Here is a 17912-nt window from a genome sequence, read left to right as displayed (position 1 = left end):
AGTCGCATTCCGGCCCCTGTGAGGGGTGTTGGGGCGGTCGGAAGGGGCACCAACGGCGTCGCGCGGGCATGCATTCGGCTCGGTGGTCCGCCGGGTTTGTCGCGCGGTTCAAGTGACGCCGGGCGGTGGGATTGCGACTGACCCAGCACATGGCGCACCACCAGCACTCCACCATGTGGAGAAGTCGTCCTTTAACGGGCGACGCTAGGACCTCGGCTTGTTCTTGCCGTAGAGCCATGTCTCCCAAAGGCCCTCCAGATCCCTGCCGGACTTCTGTTCGACGTACGCCGTGAAGTCGTCCGTCGAGGCGTTGCCGTGACGGTGGGTGGCGGTCCAGCCCCGCACGATGTCGAAGAAGGCATCGTCGCCCACCGCTTCACGGATCTTGTGAATCACCATCGCGCCGCGCCCGTAGACGGGTTCGTCGGAGATGTCGGCCGCCGTCGGGGGCTCGCGGGCGGGAACGCCCAGTTGCCCGGCAGGGCGAAGGCGCGGCGGAAGCTCGCGTCCGCCGGGATGTGCTCGAAGTCCTCCGCCCACAGCCATTCCGCGTACGTCGCGAACCCTTCGTTGAGCCACATGTCACGCCACGTCTTGGGCGTGACCGAGTTACCGAACCACTGGTGCGCCAGCTCGTGGACGAGCAGCCCCTGGTCGGGCGCGCCCGGAAAGACGGGCTTGGTCTGGGTCTCCAGGGCGTACTCGGAGTCGTTGCCGCGCTCGACGATCGCGCCGGTGGAAGAGAAGGGGTACGGGCCGAACGCCTTGGTAGCCCACTCCATCACTGCGGGGACGGTCGCCAGGACCTTGGCGCTGCTCTTCGCGACCGTCGGGTCCACGGCCGTGTAGACGGGCACACCCGACGGTGTGCGCGAGGTCTTCGTCTCGTACGCACCGATGGCGACGGTGGCGAGGTAACTGGCCATCGGCTCGCCACTGTGCCAGGCGAAGGTGGTGCGGCCGTTTCGCGTGCGCTCGCTCTTCAACTCGCCGTTGGAGACGGCCTTCAGGCCCTTCGGGACGGTGATCGTGATGTCGTACGACGCCTTGTCGCTCGGGTGGTTGTTCCCCGGGAACCACGCCATCGACCCGCTCGGCTGCCCCAGCGCGACCGCGCCGTCCACGGTCGTCAGCCAGCCCTCCTCCGACCCGTCCGCGTCGACGAGGGTGGCGGGGTCGCCGGAGTAGCGGACGACGGCGGTGAAGGTCTCGCCCTCGGACAGTTCGGTGTCGGGGCGCAGGGTCAGCTCGTTGCCCGCACGGCTGACGGCGGCCTCGGCGCCCCCCACGGTCGCGGACGACACGTCCAGGCCGTGGAGGTCCAGGTTGAAGGCGCTCAGGTCCTGGGTGGCGCGGGCGGTGATCTTCGCCGTACCCGTGAGGCGGCCGGCGGGTCCGCCCTGGTCCGCGCGGCGGGTCCGGTCCGCCCCGCGTGCGCGGTCGACGGTTCCGGGTCGCGGGGCGTAGTCGAGGGTCAGGGTGTAGTGCTGGACGTCGTAGCCGCCGTTTCCGAGCCTCGGGAAGTAGGGGTCACGCACGCCCGACGCACCCGGTTCCCCCATGACGCCGCCGACGCCGCCGAGGCTCGTGCACGAGGTGAGCGCGAGCAGAGCGGCGGCGGCGACGGCTACGGCGGGGGCTGTGCGGCGTACACGAGTCCTTTGCTCCACACAGATGATCCTATGCGCGGAATGTGACGCCCACCCGGCGGTACGGCCCCGCCAGGTGAGCCGCGTGCAGCCCGCTCGCCGCGCGCTGCGGCTTGCCTGCCCGGTGACAGCGCCTGCCTGCCGGGGCCTACTTGCCCAGCGCCGCGACGCCCGCCTGCGCGAACTTCTCATCCAGGTCGCCGCTCGGCGCGCCCGCCACCCCGATGCCCGCGACCGGGGCGCCCTTGACCTGCACCGGGGCACCGCCCGCGAGGAACAGCGTGCCGGGGATGTCCTTCAGGTTCGGGGCCTGGGCGAGGCGCTTGGCCAGCTCGGAAGTGGGCGCGTTCCAGGCGGCGGCGGTGAAGGCCTTGCGCTCGGCGGACTCGTACGACTGCGGGCCCGCACCGTCGCCGCGCAGCGTGACGACGGTGTTGCCGTTGCGGTCGACGACGGCGACGGTGACGCGCTGGTTCTCCGCCTCGGCGGCGTCGAGGGCCGCCTGCGCGGCCTCGGTGGCGGCGTCGATGGTCAGGTGGGTCGACTGCTGGAGGTTCTTGTTCGCCGTGTCGGCCTGCACGGCCACCGCCGGGGCGGCGGCGGGCTCGGTGGCGTTGGCGGACATCGCACCGAAGGTGCCGGCGCTGAGGGCGGCGGCGGCCACGGCGCCGGTCAGGACACGGGTGCGCAGCGAGAGCTTCTTCATGGCAGGACTCCTGGGAAGGGGTTCGACGGGATCGTTCGACGGGGTCGGCCGAGGGGTGATCGTTCGGGACTTGGAGGGACCTGAGGGCGGCGCTGTTCGGGCTTCTTGCGCCCCGTTCCGCTCTGCTATCGATCCTCCGGCCGGTTCCGGGCCCGTACCGTCGGCGTACCGGCTGCATACGGCGTGCGGGACGGCCGACCTTCCCGTCAGCCGATCGGTTGATGCGGGTCTGGTCCCACCGGGTCACCATGAAGGCACAGGCGCAGGTCGGCGAGGAGTGAACGGTGCGGCGGGAGCAGGATCAGGAGCACGTGCCCGGGTTCCGGGAGCGGCCGCAGCAGCCGGACCCCGATGCCCGCTGGCTCGCGCCCGTCATGCACGTGGCGTTCTTCCTGCTGCTCGGCGCCTCGCTCACCCGCTTCCTGCTGCGGCACCCCGGCGAGGCCCGCACGCCGTGGATCATCGCGCTGAGCATCACGCTGGCCCTGCTGTACGTGCTCGGGCCGGTCCTGGGCCCCGCCGCCCCCGGGGCGGCCCGCCCCGCGCCCCGCCGACTGGCCTGGCTGGGCGGGGTCGTCGCCGTCTGGATGGTGCTCGTGGTCCTGGCGCCGAGTTTCGCGTGGTGTGCGGTGCCGCTCTTCTTCACCGGGCTGCGTACGCTCCCCTCCCGCGCCGCACTCGTCCTGGTCGGGGTGCTCACCGCGTTCGTCGTCGCCGCGCAGCTCCAGCTCGCCCACGGCGGGTTCGACCCCAACCTGGTGCTGGCCCCACCGGCGGTGGCGGCCGTCGCGACAGCCGTCTTCCTCTACATGCAGCGGCAGGCCGCGCGGCAGCGGGCGCTGATCGACGACCTGATCCGCACCCGCCGCGAACTGGCCGCGACCGAGCGGCGCGAGGGCACGCTCGCCGAGCGCCAGCGGCTCTCCATGGAGATCCACGACACGCTGGCCCAAGGGCTGTCCAGTCAGCAGATGCTGCTCCAGGCGGCGGACCGGCAGTGGGACGCGGACCCCGAGACGGCCCGCCGTCATGTCCGTACGGCCGAGTCCATCGCGGAACGCAACCTCGCCGAGGCGCGCCGCTTCGTCCACGACCTGGCCCCCGCCGACCTGGCCGAGGGCGGCAGCCTGGAGGAGGCGCTTCGGATGCTCGCCGCCCGGGAGTCGGCTGCGTTCCGGGTGGACGGGGCGCCGGCGGGCGGGCTGCCGGACCAGGTGCAGTCGGCGCTGCTGCGGATCGCGCAGGGCGCGCTGGCGAACGTACGCGAGCACGCGAACGCGCGGGCGGCGGCCCTGACCCTCACATACCTGGGCGACCAGGTGGTGCTGGACATCGCTGACGACGGCACGGGGTTCGGACCCGACGACGTACCGTCCGCCTCTCCCGGCGTACGCGGCCACGGCCTGCCCGCGATGCGCGCACGGGTGCGCCAGCTCGGCGGCACCCTGACGATCGAGTCCGCCCCCAGCGAGGGCACCGTGCTCTCCGCCGCGATCCCCCTGGAGCCGCAGTCATGAGTCCGGTACGGATCCTGCTCTGCGACGACCACGTGGTCGTACGCGCCGGACTGCTGGCCCTGCTGGGCAGCGAGCCGGACATCGAGGTCGTCGGGGAGGCGGGCAGCGGCGAGGAGGCGGTGGCGCTGGCTGCCAAGCTGACCCCGGACGTGGTGCTGATGGACCTCCAGCTGGGCGCGGGTATCGACGGGGTCGAGGCGACCCGCCGCATCGCCCCGACCGGCGTGCATGTGCTGGTCCTGACGACGTACGACACGGACGCGGACATCACGCGGGCCATCGAGGCGGGCGCCACGGGTTACCTCCTCAAGGCGGAACGCCCGGAGGAACTCTTCACCGCCATCCGCTCGGCCGCGCAGGGCCGCACGACGCTCTCCCCGCCGGTCGCCAGCCGCGTCATGGACCGCATGCGGGGTGCGGCGCGGCCGACGCTGACCGAACGCGAGACGGACATCCTGGGGCAGCTGGCGCAAGGGCTGGGCAACCGGGAGATCGCCCGCGCGCTGTTCATCAGCGAGGCGACGGTCAAGACCCACTTGGGCCGCATCTACGCCAAACTGGGCGTGGACACGCGGTCGGGCGCGGTAGCAGTGGCCAAGGAACAACGCCTGCTGCCGTAGCCCGGGGGGGTACGTCGGGCGGGGGCACGTCGGGCCGGGGGCGTGCCGCCCAGGACCTCACGCCGGTGGCCGAGCACGGCCGGCCGGTGCCGGGCGACCCCGGCCGAGAGTTCCGTGGGCAGCAGCCGCCGTCGCTCCGGGCAGGGGCTGCGCGGGCCCTTGGCCGGTCGTGCGGGAAGCCTCGCCAAGCGTGACACCATCGACTACGTGCTCGACATCGGCTACTCCCTCTCCCGCCGCTTCCCGGACCCCCCGCAGACCGACTACCGGCGCGTCGGCGTCCACGACCTGCGGCACGACCTCTTCTGCGGGGACGTCTACCTCGCCGACACCAAGGCCGACCGGGAAGTGTCCACAGCCTGGGGATGGGTCCCCGTACTCGACTTCGCGTGGGCGCTGTGCGACATCGTCGAACTGCTCGACCAGGACCCGCGCGGCAGCCGCTCCGCCAAGCCGCAGTTCGCCGAACTGGACTTCACCGAGTCGACGGACCGGATGCTCTTCGAGCGCCGCTTCGGCTGGGTCGACATCGCGGCCGACTGGATGCCGGTCGAAGAGCCCCCGATCACCTTCAGCCACCGGCTGCTGCGCCGCGAGGCCCGCGACTTCCTGCACGACCTGATCGCGGACCTCACCGACATGCACGACGGCCTCGCCGACAACCCGGTGATCTGGGACCTCCAGGCCCGCTTCCCCCGCATGCCCGCCTGATCCTTACGCCCCCGGGCTCTCCACCCGCACCCCTATCTGCGCCGCGAACGCCGGCGCCAGCTCCAGGAGCTGCGACGGGCTGATCACCGAGCCCGCCAGCCGGTCCAGGCCACGGGCGACGTCCAGCTCCGCGACCGTACGCAGGTCCACGTCGGCCATCGTGGCCGCGCTGAAGTCCGCCCGCCGCAGGACACAGTCCCGGAACTCCACCCGCTCCAGACGCGCCCCGCCGAAGTCCGGCTCGACCAGTACGCACCCCTCGAAGACGACGTCCTTCAGGCGCGCCCGCCGCAGATTCAGGTAGTCGATCTTCCCGCCCCGCACCAGCACCCGCTCCAGGGACGACGCGTGCAGCTGGACGCCGCCGAGCCGGGCATCGATCACCTCGACGTCACGCAGCGTCGCCTCGGCCAAGTCGGTCCCCACGCCCCGCACGCCGTCCAGCACCGAGTCGATGAACCGCGCCCGGCCCAGCCTCGTCTCGTCCAGCGCCACGCCGTACAGGCCGCAGTCCATGAAGCGGGCCCCGCGCCCCTCCTGGGCCGTCAGGTCCAGCTCGCGGAACTCCACACCGTCGTAGTCCCCCTCCGACTCCAGCTCACCGGAGCCGAACGGTTCCAGCCGCGGCAGCCGCACCTCGGGACGCCGGACCGCGCGCACAGCCCTCACGGACGGTTCGGACCTCACGGGTCGTTCGGACTGTTCGGACCCTTCGCCCCTGGAGTTCTTCGGGTCGGTGCTCGTGTTCCGTGCCATCCACCCATGCTGGACCACCCCACTGACAATCCCCCGGACAGCGCCGCCGTGCCCCCGATGTCACATCCCGGCCCCCGCCGTCCGTCCTCCCCAGTGAGAGCCACCACGACGGCAAGGAGAACGGAAGAATGCGGCACCACATCACAGTCATCGGCGGCGGAGTCGCCGGCCTCACCGCAGCCATCACGGCGGCCGAATCCGGCGCCGGAGTGACCCTGTGCGAGGCCCACGACACGCTCGGCGGACGGGCCCGCACCGCCGAAGGCCCGTACAAGACCAACGAGGGCCCGCACGCCCTCTACAGCGGCGGCCCCTTCTGGGCCTGGCTCAAGCAGCGCGACCTGCTCGGCCAGGTCCTGGCCGTGCCCCCGCTCGAAGCCGCCCGCCTGCGCTTCCACCGCGGCGGCGCCCTGCGCCGTACTCCGCCGCTCGCCATGACGAAGCTGGTGCTGCGCTCCGCCGCGAAGGCCCCCATCGACGCCGACTTCACGACCTGGGCCACCGGCCAGGTGGGCGAGGAGGGAGCACGCGCGGCGGCGCACCTCGTCGCGGCCGCCCTCTTCCACCACGACCCCGGCTCCCTCTCCGCCCGCTTCGTCCAGGAGCGGCTGCGGCGTCTCCTCACGCTTCCGCCCGAGGCGCACTACCCGCGCGGCGGCTGGGCCTCCCTCGTCGACCGGATGGCCGAGCGGGCCTGGAACCTCGGTGTACGCATCGAGACGACCGAGCGCGTCACCGTCCTCCCGGACCGCAGCGGCCCGGTGATCGTCGCCACCTCCCTCGACGCGGCCCGGCGGCTCCTCGGCGACACCACCCTGACCTGGGACAGCGGACGTACGGTCCTGCTCGACCTGGCCGTCAGGACCCGCAAGGGCGACCCGTTCATCGTCTCCGACCTGGACGCGCCCGGCTGGATCGAACGGTTCACCGCCCAGGACCCCACCCTCGCCCCGGCAGGCGAACAGCTCCTCCAGAGCCAGTTCCCGATCGCCCCCGGCGCATCGAGGCAGGACGGCATCGCGCGCGCCGAGCACCTGCTCGACCTCGGCTTCCCGGGCTGGCGCGAGCGCGTCACGTGGCGGCGCGAGGCCGTCGCGTCCGGCCGTACGGGCGCACTCGACCGGCCCGGCACCACCTGGCGGGACCGCCCCGCCATCGAACGGGGCGACGGAGTGTTCCTCGCGGACGACCAGGTGGCGGCGCCGGGCCTGCTGGCGGAGGTGTCCTTCAACAGCGGCCTGGAGGCGGCCACCCTGGCGCTGCGGACCAGGAAGACCAGCGGCCGGGAAGGGCTTGACCTCAACCGCGCTTGAGGCCCGAGCCTGGGCTCAGTCGCAGATCAAACAGCCCGAGGAGCCCGTCATGCACGCTGTCCGCCTCCACGCCTACGGCCCCGCCGAGAACCTCACGTACGAGAAGACCGACGACCCGGTGCCCGGCCCCGGCCAGGTCCGCATCGCCGTCGCGGCGGCCGGCGTGCACCTGCTCGACACCGCCCTGCGCGAGGGCCTGCCCGGCCCGTTCCCCGCCCCCGTCGAGCTGCCCACCGTCCCCGGCCGCGAGGTCGCCGGCACGGTCGAGTCGCTCGGCGAGGGCACCGACCCGTCGTGGCTGGGCAAGCGCGTCGTCGTCCACCTCGGCATGAACCCGGGCGGTTACGCCGAACTCGCCGTCACCGACGCCGAACGCCTCCAGCAGATCCCGGAGAACCTCGACGAGGCCCAGGCCGTCGCCATGATCGGGACGGGCCGCACCACCATGGGCATCCTCCAGTTCACCGAGGTGACGCCCGACACCGTCGCCATCGTCCCCGCGGCGGCCGGCGGCATCGGCACCCTCCTCGTCCAGTACGTGAAGAACGCCGGCGGCACCGTCATCGGCCTGGCCGGCGGCCCCGCCAAGGTCGCCCGCGTACAGGAGAACGGCGCCGACCTGGCCGTCGACTACAAGCTGCCGGACTGGCCGGAGAAGGTACGGGCGTTCCTGGGCGACGGCGGAGCCACCGTCGTCTTCGACTCGGTCGGCGGGAACACCGGCCGCGCCGCCGTGGACCTCCTCGCCAGAGGAGGGAAGCACGTCGTTTTCGGCTGGTCCTCGGACGGTCTGCACGACGGTTCCCCGCTCACCTTCACCGACGAGGAACTCGCCGAGCGCGGCATCACCTCCGAGGGCGTACTCGGCCCCGCGATGCTGGGCAAGACCGGAGGCGACAACCCGGTGCGCACCCTGGAGAACCGCGCCCTGGCAGAAGCGGCGGCCGGCCGCCTGGTCCCCGCCGTCCAGCGCTTCCCCCTGGCCGAAGCGACGGCGGCCCACCGCGCTCTGGAGACGCGCGCCACGATGGGCAAGGTCGTCCTCGTACCGTAGGACGCTCTTCGGCGCCGTCCGGGGACGCTCTCAGCGCCCGACGCCCCGCAGGAACTCCCGCACCAGCGCGGCGATCTCGTCGCCGTGCGTCTCCAGGGCGAAGTGCCCGGCGTCGAGCAGGTGGATCCGGGCGTCCGGAAGGTCCCTGGCGAACGCCTCCGCTCCCGCCGCCCCGAAGATCTCGTCGTTGCGGCCCCACGCGACGAGGGTGGGCGGGCGGTGGGTGCGGAAGTACTCCTGGAAGGCCGGGTAGCGGTCGATGTTGAACTGGTAGTCCCAGAAGAGCTGGAGCTGGATCTCCTTGTTCCCCGGCCGGTCGAGGCCGGCCTGGTCCAACGTCCACGTCTCGGGAGCGATCCGGTCGAGGCAGTCCGCCGGCACCCCGTGCTCGTACTGCCAACGCGTCGCCCCGGCGGTCAGCAGCTCGCGCACGGCCGGCTCGTTCGTGGCGCGGTCCTTGGCGTGCGCGAACAGCACCTCCCAGAAGGGCGTGAAGCCCTCCGCATAGGCGTTGCCGCTCTGGCTGATCAGCGCGGTGACCCGCTCGGGGTCGCGGACGGCGATGCGCAGGCCGATCGGCGCACCGTAGTCGTGGACGTAGAGCGCGAACCTGTCGATGCCGAGCTTGTCGAGCAGCGCGAGCGTGACCTCGGTCAGCTTGTCGAAGCTGTACGGGAAGTCGGCCGTGCCCGGGGCCGCCGAGCGGCCGAAGCCGATGTGGTCCGGGGCGATGAGGTGGAACTCGTCGGCGAGTTCGGCGATCAGCCCCCGGTACATGTGCGAGCTCGACGGAAAGCCGTGCAGGAGCACGAGCGTGGGCCGGGACGGGTCGCCCGCCTCGCGGTAGAAGACGTCGAGCCCGTCGACGTCGACGGTGTGGTGGCGCGTACCGAACACAGACACAACTACCCCCATACGATGGCCACATGACAGGGAGAACGATCGTTCTCCCCCGTGTCCGTACCGTACGAGAACGTCGGTTCTCCATGCAAGGGAGATCGGAAATCGGCCGGAAACCGCCGGGACCAACCCCGGGCGGACGACCCCGGGCGGACGGCATCGAGCGGAAACCCCCGGCGCCGACCCCCGACCGACACCCCCGCGCGCACGCCGTCGCAACCCGGAGCGATCTCCGTACAACCTCACGCCCTCGTCGGCCGTCTCCTGTTCGTGCACCGCCTCGCGCCTGCGGGACAACTCCCGGCGAAACGGGCGGTTATGAACACTTCAGGAGACATTCATGCGCATACGCCATGCCGCCGGCGCGGCCCTTCTCGTGGCGTCCGTCGTCCCGGTCGTCACGGCCGCCCCCGCGACAGCGGCCGCCGCGAAGTACGCCGACGACTTCAACGGCGACGGCTACCGCGACTACGCCACCTACTCCTTCCGCGCGAACAACGGCGGCGGCGTGCTCGTCACCTACGGCACCGCGGACGGCCCCGGCACCCGGACCCAGCTCATCACCCAGTCGAGCCCCGGCGTCCCCGGCACGGACGAGACCGACGACATGTTCGGCGACACGCGGGCCGCCGCCGACTTCAACGCCGACGGCTACGCCGACCTGGCGGTGAACACATACGGGTAGGACGTCGACGGACGCGAGGACCAGGGCTCCGTCACCATCCTGTGGGGCAGCGCGGCCGGCCTCGACGGCGGCACCAACGTCCCCAACATGGGCGCGAAGGTCGCCGACGGCCGCTTCGGGCTGGGCCTCGCCGCCGGTGACTTCAACGGCGACGGAAAGAAGGACCTCGCCGCCACCAGCGCCGGCAAGACGTACATCTACCGCGGCGCCATCACCCGCTCCGGCGTGGCCGGCACCGTGTCCACCCTCGCCAAGTCCGGTTTTTCCGCCCGGGCGCTGACCGCGGGCAAGATGAACGGCGACTCCAGCACCGACCTGGTCGTCACCGGAATCACCGACGCCCCGAACACCTTCGGCACCGACGTCTGGTTCATCAAGGGCGGCTCCACGCCGACCTCGGGCAAGACCCTGCGCGTCGTGGCCAACTACGGCGACCCCCGCAAGGGCGTCATCGCCGACTTCAACAAGGACGGCTACGGCGACTTCGCGATCGGCACGCAGATGTACGGGGACTACAAGGGCAGCGTGTCGCTCTGGTACAGCTCGTCCACCGGCCCGGCCACCAGCGCGCGCATCACCCAGGCCACCACCGGCGTCTCCGGCACCGCCGAGACCGGCGACCGCTTCGGCACCTCGGTCTCGGCCGCCGACATCAACCGCGACGGCTACCACGACCTCGCGATCGGCGTCCCCGGCGAGAAGCTCAACGACCAGGCGGACGCCGGAGCCGTACACGTCCTCAAGGGCGGCGCCGGCGGCATCACCGGCACGGGCTCCCAGTGGATCGCCCGCGACACCGCGGGCGTACCCGGCGACGTGGCGTGGAACGACAACTTCGGCGACACCGTCCGCCTCCGCGACACCAACCGCGACGGCTACGCCGACCTGTACGCCACCGGCATCGCCGCCGACTCGCTGCGCCTCCCCGGCACGGCGTCCGGCATCACCACGACGGGAGTCTCCTCGGCGGACTCCGGCGCCATCGAAGGCATGATCCAGTAGCAGCCGGCGCTCGCGTACGACCCGGCCGTCCGTCCTCGTGACGGACGGCCGGGCCCGGTCCGGCGCATGCGTCGACGCCCGCGCGTGGCTCGACGCGGTCGGTCCTACTCCGCCGTGCCCAGCCGCACCAGCGCCCCGTCTGTCAGCCGGTTCGCCGTCCACTCCGACATCGGCACCGCTCCGAGCGACCGGTAGAACTCGACAGCAGGCGTGTTCCAGTCCAGTACGGACCACTCCAGCCGCTCGTAGCCCCGCTCGACACAGATCCGCGCCAGCGACGCCAGCAGCGCCTTCCCGTGCCCGCCCCCGCGCTGCGAAGGCCGCACGTACAGGTCCTCCAGGTAGATGCCGTGCACCCCGCGCCACGTCGAGAAGTTGAGGAACCACAGCGCGAAACCGGCGACCTCCCCCGCCTCCGTCTCCGCGATGTGCGCGTACGCCGCCGGGCGCTCCCCGAAGAGCGCCTCCCGCAGCTGCTCCTCACTCGCACGCGCCTCGTGCAACGCCTTCTCGTACTCGGCCAGTTCGCGGACCATCTCGTGAATGACGGGGACATCGGCAGGTGTGGCGTTTCGAATCATCCCCGCAGCGTAAGCAACCCCCACGTGCGACCTCCCCTCCCCTCCCCCTGCCCCCGGACCCCGGACCCCACAGGAGGTTCCCGGATACGTGCCCACGGCCGCACCGCACCCGACCCCACACCCGACCCCACCGTTGCCGACCCCGCTCCAGCCCGCTAGCGTCCCCGCCACCACCACTGATCAGCAGCGGAAACGAACGCAGGGGCATCATGAGCACCGTCAACGGCGGCATCTCCTACTGGTACGCGAACGATGGCATACCCGACCCCCGTGAGCCCCTGCCCGGCGACGCGACGGCCGACGTCTGCATCGTCGGCGGCGGCTACACCGGCCTGTGGACGGCGTACTACCTCAAGAAGGCCGTCCCCTTCCTCAACATCACCGTCCTGGAGGCCAAGTTCTGCGGTTACGGCGCCTCCGGCCGCAACGGCGGCTGGCTCTACAACGGCATCGCCGGCCGCGACCGCTACGCCAAGCTGCACGGCCACGACGCCGCCGTCCGCCTCCAGCAGGCCATGAACGACACCGTCACCGAGGTCATCAGCACCGCCGCCGCCGAGAACATCGACGCCGACATCCACCACGGCGGCGTACTCGAAGTCGCCTACACCCCGGCCCAGCTGGCCCGCCTCAAGCACTTCCACGCCGCCGAGATCGCCTTCGGCGAGAAGGAGCGCACCCTCCACGGCGCCCGCGAGACCTCCGAGCGCGTCCGCGTGACCGGCGCCGTCGGCTCCACCTGGACCCCGCACGGCGCCCGCCTGCACCCCGTGAAGCTCCTCAAGGGCCTGGCCGAGGCGGTGGAGAACCTCGGAGTGACCATCCACGAGTCGACCCCCGTCACGGAGATCAAGCCCAAGCACGCCGTAACGCCGTACGGCACGGTCCGCGCGCCGTACATCCTGCGCTGCACCGAGGGCTTCACCGCCGCCCTCAAGGGCCAGCGCCGCGCCTGGCTCCCGATGAACTCCTCGATGATCGTCACGGAGCCGATCCCCGCCTCCGTCTGGGAGACCATCGGCTGGGACGGCCGCGAAACCCTCGGCGACATGGCCCACGCCTACATGTACGCCCAGCGCACCGCCGACGACCGCATCGCACTCGGCGGCCGCGGCGTCCCGTACCGCTACGGCTCGCGCACCGACAACGACGGCCGCACCCAGCCCGCCACCATCGAGGCCCTGCGCGAGATCCTTGTCCGCTTCTTCCCCACCGCCGCCGGCGTCCCCATCGCCCACGCCTGGTCCGGCGTCCTGGGCGTCCCCCGCGACTGGTGCTCCACCGTCGCCCTCGACCGCTCGACCGGCATCGGCTGGGCGGGCGGCTACGTCGGCAGCGGCGTGGCCACCACCAACCTCGCCGCCCGCACCCTGCGCGACCTGATCCAGCAGGACTCCGGCCAGGGCGGCCCCACCGACCTCACCACCCTGCCCTGGGTCAACCACAAGGTCCGCAAGTGGGAGCCGGAGCCCTTCCGCTGGCTCGGAGTCCAGGCCATGTACGCCGCCTACCGCACCGCCGACCGCCGCGAGGCGTCAGGCCGTACGGCCGAGACGGACCCCATAGCCCGCTACGCCGACCGCATCGCCGGCCGCCACTGAGCCCCGGACGCACCGGGGGCCCGGGCCGCTGGACAGCGACCCGGGCCCCCGGTGGGCCGTCCCGCTCAGAACAGCTTCGTGCCCTCCATGCCCGTGATGACCTTCCGCGCCGCGAAAGGTGCCGCGGCCTTGCCCGTCCCCTTGTAGAGGTACGTCTTGTTCGCCTTGTCCCGGGCGACCAGCTCGGTCCTGCCGTCGTCGTTCGTGTCACCCGTGACGACGATGTCCTTGTACTGGCCCCAGCCGGACCCGATCTTCGTACGCGCCGCGAACGGCGCGGCCGCCTTGCCCGTGCCCTTGTAGAGGTACAGCACCCCGCCCGCGTCCCGCGCGATCAGGTCGGCCCTGCCGTCACCGGTCAGGTCCGCGCCACCCTTGAGGGCGTTGAACTTCCCCCACCCGGTACCGATCTTCGTCCGCGCCGCGAACGGAGCGTCGGGGTTGCCCGTCCCCTTGTACAGGTAGAGCGTGTCCTTCTCCCGCGCGACAAGATCGTCCTTCTTGTCCCCGCTCACATCGCCCACGCCTTCGATGACGTTGAACTTCCCCCACCCGGAACCCGTCTTGGTGCTCCGCTTGAACGCCCACGGCAGGATGGGATTGGTGAAGTCGTCCTCGTACTGCCACTCCCAGTCCTTCACCTGCGGCGCGTAGTAGTGCAGCGAGCCGTTCTTGTCCCGCGCCACCAGCGCGCCGGCGCGGCCGTACCCCGTCACCGGCGACAGCTTGGTGATGGTGTCGTACGCCCAGTAGCCGGACACCTCGTGGTAGCCCCGGAAGGGATCCGGGGAATACGGGCTGCGCGTCCGGCCGCTCAGGTAGCGACCCGACCAGGCGAAGAGCCCGTACCGGTCCATGACGGGCTTGGAGCTCTCGACCTGGAACCCGCCCTTCGCGCTCGGACTGGCTACCGTGGGAACCGGGGTGTAGACGTCGTAACGGGACTTGACACCCACCTTCCAGGCGGCCAGCCCGGCGTCCGCCTTGACGGTGTACGAGATCGTCACGTCACCCGGCGTGACATCGCATTCCAGTACGGGATGCATCTCCTGTATGTAGTCGTCCGGCCCCGGTTGCCGGCAGGTGGCCGTGGAGCCGTCGGAAATCGACGTCACTTCCGGCTTCCACTCGTTTCGGTCCCAGAGGCGCTGCCCCTTGACCGGCCACCAGCTCACATGCAGCTTTCCCGCGTCGAGGGCGTGCAGGGTGACCGAGTGCGTGGCCGTCCCCCCGGCCGGCAGCGTCGGACTGGAAAGGCCGATCGTGTTCTTGGCGACCTCTTCCGCCCGCTTCAGCGTGACCTTGCTCGCGACGTGCGAGGCGGCGGGCGGCAGCGAACCGGCCGTCTGAGCCTCGGTGACGGCGGCCGAGACGTCACTGCCGGCCGGGGCGAACGCGATGCCGAAATGCAGCGTCGTATTGTGCGCCGCGGAGCTCTGCGACGTCACACCGGGCGAAGGCGCCGTGTACTCGCCCGGCGCCTTCTCGCACAGGAAGACGCCCTCGACGCCGGCCGCCGGGGCGCACCCGTTCCGCTCGACCGACATACCGTCGGGGACCCCGCCCGCCGCCCACGACGGATCGGTCAGCTCCTCCTTGCTCAGCGCGTAGACGTAGGTGCCGTCACCGTTGCCACCCCAGAAGAGCCGCTCCGCCGACTCACCGGGTTGCATCACCTGGTCCTTGAGCTGACGAAAAAAGTGCGGATCTCCGTCCGCGAAGGCGGTCCCGGCCGCCCCGATCCCCGTGGTGGCCAACAACGCCACCGTCCCCCCGATGGCGAGGATTCTCCGCATGCACAGCCCCCAGTAGTCACAGCCGGGCAACCTCCCGGCACCAGTACGACCGCTCGTGATCACCGAAGGTTGTGCGGGCCGGGGCGGGATGTTCACTTCCGTACGGCACCAAAAAAGCCCAGGTCGCATGAGCTGCGACCTGGGCCGTGGAGCCCCCTGTCGGATTCGAACCGACGACCTACGCATTACAAGTGCGTTGCTCTGGCCAGCTGAGCTAAGGAGGCGTACCGGAGCAGTGTAACCAACGCCGGTCCGGCGTCCGCCGGGAATTCGATCAGCCCAGGAGTGCTGACAGAACCGTTTCCGCCAGGTAGCGTCCATGCAGGTTCACACCTGTGGACTACACCACTCCCTTACTCGGATCGTCCGGCACGTTCCTGCCGGTGAAGGAGAACATCACCATGGCCACTGTCACGTTCGACAAGGCGACCCGGATCTACCCGGGCTCCACCAAGCCCGCCGTCGACCAGCTCGAGATCGAGATCGAGGACGGCGAGTTCCTCGTCCTCGTCGGTCCCTCCGGCTGCGGCAAGTCGACCTCCCTGCGCATGCTCGCGGGTCTTGAGGACGTCAACGGCGGCGCCATCCGCATCGGTGACCGCGACGTCACGCACCTGCCGCCGAAGGACCGGGACATCGCCATGGTGTTCCAGAACTACGCGCTGTACCCGCACATGTCCGTCGCCGACAACATGGGCTTCGCACTCAAGATCGCCGGCGTGAACAAGAGCGAGATCCGCAAGAAGGTCGAAGAGGCCGCGAAGATCCTCGACCTCACCGAGTACCTGGACCGCAAGCCCAAGGCGCTCTCCGGCGGTCAGCGCCAGCGTGTCGCCATGGGCCGCGCCATCGTGCGCGAGCCGCAGGTCTTCCTCATGGACGAGCCGCTGTCGAACCTCGACGCCAAGCTCCGCGTCTCGACCCGTACGCAGATCGCGTCGCTCCAGCGCCGCCTCGGCATCACCACCGTGTACGTCACGCACGACCAGGTCGAGGCCATGACGATGGGCGACCGCGTCGCCGTACTGAAGGACGGTCTGCTCCAGCAGGTCGACTCGCCGCGCAACATGTACGACCGTCCCGCGAACCTCTTCGTCGCCGGCTTCATCGGCTCGCCCGCCATGAACCTCGTCGAGGTCCCGATCACCGACGGCGGCGTGAAGTTCGGCAACAGCGTCGTCCCGGTCTCGCGCGAGGCTCTCTCCGCCGCGGCCGACCGCGGCGACACGACCGTCACGGTCGGCGTCCGCCCCGAGCACTTCGACATCGTCGAGCAGAACGGCACCGCCGCCGCTTCGCTCACGAAGACTGCAGCCGACGCCCCGGCCGGCCTCGCCGTCACCGTCAACGTCGTCGAGGAGCTCGGCGCCGACGGTTACGTGTACGGCAGCGCGCAGGTCGGCGGCGGGCACCAGGACCTGGTGGTCCGCGTCAACGGCCGCGCCGTACCGGACAAGGGCACCGAGCTGCACGTCGTGCCGCGCGCGGGCGAGACGCACGTCTTCTCGTCCTCGACGGGCGAGCGCCTCAGCGACTGACCATGAGTTGAGCAGTACGCAGGGAAGGGCCCCGCACCGTGGTGCGGGGCCCTTCGCATGGGCCGCCCGGCCCGGGGTGTCGACAAATACCCCGGCATACGAGTCATTTCGGACCTTGTTCGTCAACACCTAATTCGAAAAGAGACTTCGAACCATCACCCACCAGAGTGACTGAATGTCTCCAAATCATTACTGGCCGCTACGCTCACTCGCGTGACCCACACAGCCCGCCGAATCGGCCGAAGTCTCGCTCTCGTACTGCCCGTCGTCCTGGTGCTCTCCGGGACTCTCGCGGTCGCCAACGTCCCGTGGTCCACCAGTGGACCCGAATCGCAGGTTCTGACCGCGTCTTCCGAGAAGGTAAACGTACGCGCCAAGTCCCGCGCTCCGCAGGACATTCTGCGCGACAAGCTCCTTCTGGAGCTCCAGGAGAAGGACCCGGGCGTCGCGCTCACGCACCTCCAGCGCGAGGTCGAGCGCCGTCCGTCGCTCGCCCAGCACTGCATGTCGATCGCCCGCTCGCTCGGCCGCGCCGCCGTGAAGCAGTACGGCCCGACCCGCGCCCAGTCGTTCTCGCGCCCCGTGTGCGACACGTCCTTCGCCTCCGGCGTCGCCCAACAGACCGGCTGATCGGGGTCCAACGGCGTCCTGCCGCATATCGTGCCCCGTATGACCCGTACGACGACGTATCCGACGCAGGCCGTGGTCCTGGCAGGCGGCCAGGGCTCGCGACTGCGCCCGTACACCGACGACCGCCCCAAGCCGATGGTCGAGATCCCGGGCACCGGGACCCCGATCATCGGCCATCAGCTTTCCTGGCTCGCCGAGGAAGGCGTGACCGACGCGGTCGTCTCCTGCGGCCATCTCGCCGGCGTGCTCCAGGAATGGCTGGAGTCCGCCGACCTTCCGCTGCGTGTCACCACCGTGGTCGAGAGCGAGCCGCTGGGCCGCGGCGGCGGCCTCAAGTACGCCGCCGCGCACCTTCCCGACCCCGGGCTGCCCTGGTACGCGACGAACGGCGACATCTGGACGCGCTTCTCGCTCCAGGAGATGGCCGCCTTCCACGCCGAGCGTGACGCCACCGCCACCCTCGCACTGGCCCGGCCCCGGATTCCCTGGGGCGCCGTCGAGACCGACACCTTCGGCCACATCACGGACTTCATCGAGTCGCCGCCCTCGCCCTATCTGATCAACGCGGGCGTGTACGTCTTCTCAGCGGCCTTCACAGAGCTTCTGCCGGACCTGGGCGACCACGAACGCACCACGTTCCCCCGGCTGGCGCGAGAGCGCCGCCTGGCGGGCTTCCCGCTGCCGCAGGGGGCGTACTGGCGGGCCATCGACACCGCCAAGGACCTCAGCGAGGCCGCCAAGGAGCTCGCCGCCGCACGCGGCTGAGCCCGCAGCGGTGGTGGGTGACCGGCCATCGGCCCACGGCTCGCTGAGCCGGCCTGCCGAGCCGGCCCTTTGCGCCCGGCCGCCGGCC

General features: G+C 71.1%; 16 protein-coding genes, 1 tRNA gene and 1 pseudogene. 11 read left to right on the top strand and 7 right to left on the bottom strand.

The genetic code is table 11. The features are described 5' to 3' along the window. Positions 1–204: 204 nt before the first annotated feature. Together AS594_RS19135 and AS594_RS19130 are read right to left on the bottom strand one after the other, a co-directional pair. A pseudogene (locus tag AS594_RS19135) lies at positions 205–1670 on the bottom strand (M1 family metallopeptidase). A gap of 127 nt (positions 1671–1797) precedes the next feature. Beyond that, the gene (locus tag AS594_RS19130; protein ID WP_069928192.1) at positions 1798–2355 is read right to left on the bottom strand and encodes a GlcG/HbpS family heme-binding protein; all 558 of its coding nucleotides are present in this window, start codon (positions 2353–2355) and stop codon (positions 1798–1800) included. A 374-nt stretch (positions 2356–2729) separates the two neighbouring features. On the opposite strand from AS594_RS19130, the gene AS594_RS19125 reads away from it, so the two are divergent. The 3 genes from AS594_RS19125 (at position 2730) to AS594_RS19115 (ending at position 5203) form a co-directional block, all read left to right on the top strand. After that, on the top strand, positions 2730–3872 hold the full coding sequence (locus tag AS594_RS19125) for a sensor histidine kinase (RefSeq protein ID WP_079148453.1): 1143 nt from the start codon (positions 2730–2732) through the stop codon (positions 3870–3872). Further along, positions 3869–4492: a response regulator gene (locus AS594_RS19120; protein WP_069928191.1), complete on the top strand. Its 624-nt coding sequence runs from the start codon at positions 3869–3871 to the stop codon at positions 4490–4492. Before AS594_RS19125 ends, AS594_RS19120 begins: the two co-directional genes overlap by 4 nt. A 207-nt stretch (positions 4493–4699) precedes the next feature. Beyond that, entirely contained in the window at positions 4700–5203 is a 504-nt protein-coding gene (locus tag AS594_RS19115; protein WP_069933869.1) for a hypothetical protein, read from the top strand. A gap of 3 nt (positions 5204–5206) precedes the next feature. On the opposite strand, the gene AS594_RS19110 is transcribed toward AS594_RS19115, so the two are convergent. Further along, the gene (locus AS594_RS19110; protein ID WP_079148715.1) at positions 5207–5959 is read right to left on the bottom strand and encodes a pentapeptide repeat-containing protein; all 753 of its coding nucleotides are present in this window, start codon (positions 5957–5959) and stop codon (positions 5207–5209) included. A gap of 128 nt (positions 5960–6087) precedes the next feature. On the opposite strand from AS594_RS19110, the gene AS594_RS19105 reads away from it, so the two are divergent. Continuing rightward, positions 6088–7272 carry an FAD-dependent oxidoreductase gene (locus tag AS594_RS19105; RefSeq protein WP_069932536.1) on the top strand — a complete coding sequence of 395 codons (1185 nt, stop codon included), beginning with the start codon at positions 6088–6090 and terminating at the stop codon, positions 7270–7272. Between the two features lie 49 nt (positions 7273–7321). Further along, on the top strand, positions 7322–8326 hold the full coding sequence (locus AS594_RS19100; protein WP_069932537.1) for a zinc-binding dehydrogenase: 1005 nt from the start codon (positions 7322–7324) through the stop codon (positions 8324–8326). A 30-nt stretch (positions 8327–8356) separates the two neighbouring features. On the opposite strand, the gene AS594_RS19095 is transcribed toward AS594_RS19100, so the two are convergent. Further along, on the bottom strand, positions 8357–9229 hold the full coding sequence (locus AS594_RS19095; RefSeq protein ID WP_069932538.1) for an alpha/beta fold hydrolase: 873 nt from the start codon (positions 9227–9229) through the stop codon (positions 8357–8359). A gap of 337 nt (positions 9230–9566) precedes the next feature. Here AS594_RS19095 and AS594_RS47570 point away from each other — a divergent pair, with 337 nt between their 5' ends. After that, positions 9567–9911 carry a hypothetical protein gene (locus AS594_RS47570; RefSeq protein ID WP_338120173.1) on the top strand — a complete coding sequence of 115 codons (345 nt, stop codon included), beginning with the start codon at positions 9567–9569 and terminating at the stop codon, positions 9909–9911. A gap of 87 nt (positions 9912–9998) precedes the next feature. Continuing rightward, the gene (locus AS594_RS19090; protein ID WP_338120172.1) at positions 9999–10913 is read left to right on the top strand and encodes an FG-GAP and VCBS repeat-containing protein; all 915 of its coding nucleotides are present in this window, start codon (positions 9999–10001) and stop codon (positions 10911–10913) included. Between the two features lie 104 nt (positions 10914–11017). On the opposite strand, the gene AS594_RS19085 is transcribed toward AS594_RS19090, so the two are convergent. Beyond that, complete coding sequence (locus AS594_RS19085; RefSeq protein ID WP_079148163.1) at positions 11018–11494, bottom strand: GNAT family N-acetyltransferase; 477 nt, start codon at positions 11492–11494, stop codon at positions 11018–11020. 209 nt (positions 11495–11703) lie between these two features. Here AS594_RS19085 and AS594_RS19080 point away from each other — a divergent pair, with 209 nt between their 5' ends. Beyond that, positions 11704–13095: an NAD(P)/FAD-dependent oxidoreductase gene (locus AS594_RS19080; RefSeq protein ID WP_069932540.1), complete on the top strand. Its 1392-nt coding sequence runs from the start codon at positions 11704–11706 to the stop codon at positions 13093–13095. Positions 13096–13160: 65 nt separating this feature from the next. On the opposite strand, the gene AS594_RS19075 is transcribed toward AS594_RS19080, so the two are convergent. Both AS594_RS19075 and AS594_RS19070 read right to left on the bottom strand, forming a co-directional pair. Beyond that, a complete protein-coding gene (locus AS594_RS19075) occupies positions 13161–14852 on the bottom strand; it encodes an FG-GAP repeat domain-containing protein (RefSeq protein WP_069932541.1) in 1692 nt (563 codons plus the stop codon). Between the two features lie 186 nt (positions 14853–15038). Beyond that, positions 15039–15115: transfer RNA gene (locus AS594_RS19070), tRNA-Thr, on the bottom strand. 177 nt (positions 15116–15292) lie between these two features. Here AS594_RS19070 and AS594_RS19065 point away from each other — a divergent pair. From AS594_RS19065 to AS594_RS19055, 3 genes are all read left to right on the top strand, one after another. Next, complete coding sequence (locus tag AS594_RS19065; protein ID WP_069930611.1) at positions 15293–16429, top strand: ABC transporter ATP-binding protein; 1137 nt, start codon at positions 15293–15295, stop codon at positions 16427–16429. Between the two features lie 213 nt (positions 16430–16642). Continuing rightward, positions 16643–17059, top strand: coding sequence for a hypothetical protein (locus AS594_RS19060; RefSeq protein WP_069928181.1), 417 nt, complete (start codon positions 16643–16645; stop codon positions 17057–17059). Positions 17060–17098: 39 nt separating this feature from the next. Beyond that, a complete protein-coding gene (locus tag AS594_RS19055; protein ID WP_069928180.1) occupies positions 17099–17824 on the top strand; it encodes a nucleotidyltransferase family protein in 726 nt (241 codons plus the stop codon). Positions 17825–17912: the final 88 nt, after the last annotated feature.

The sequence above is a fragment of the Streptomyces agglomeratus genome (genome assembly GCF_001746415.1).
Classification (GTDB): domain Bacteria; phylum Actinomycetota; class Actinomycetes; order Streptomycetales; family Streptomycetaceae; genus Streptomyces; species Streptomyces agglomeratus.
The sequence above is the reverse complement of the archived record's forward strand: the minus strand, read 5'-3'. Positions and strand labels throughout refer to the sequence as shown.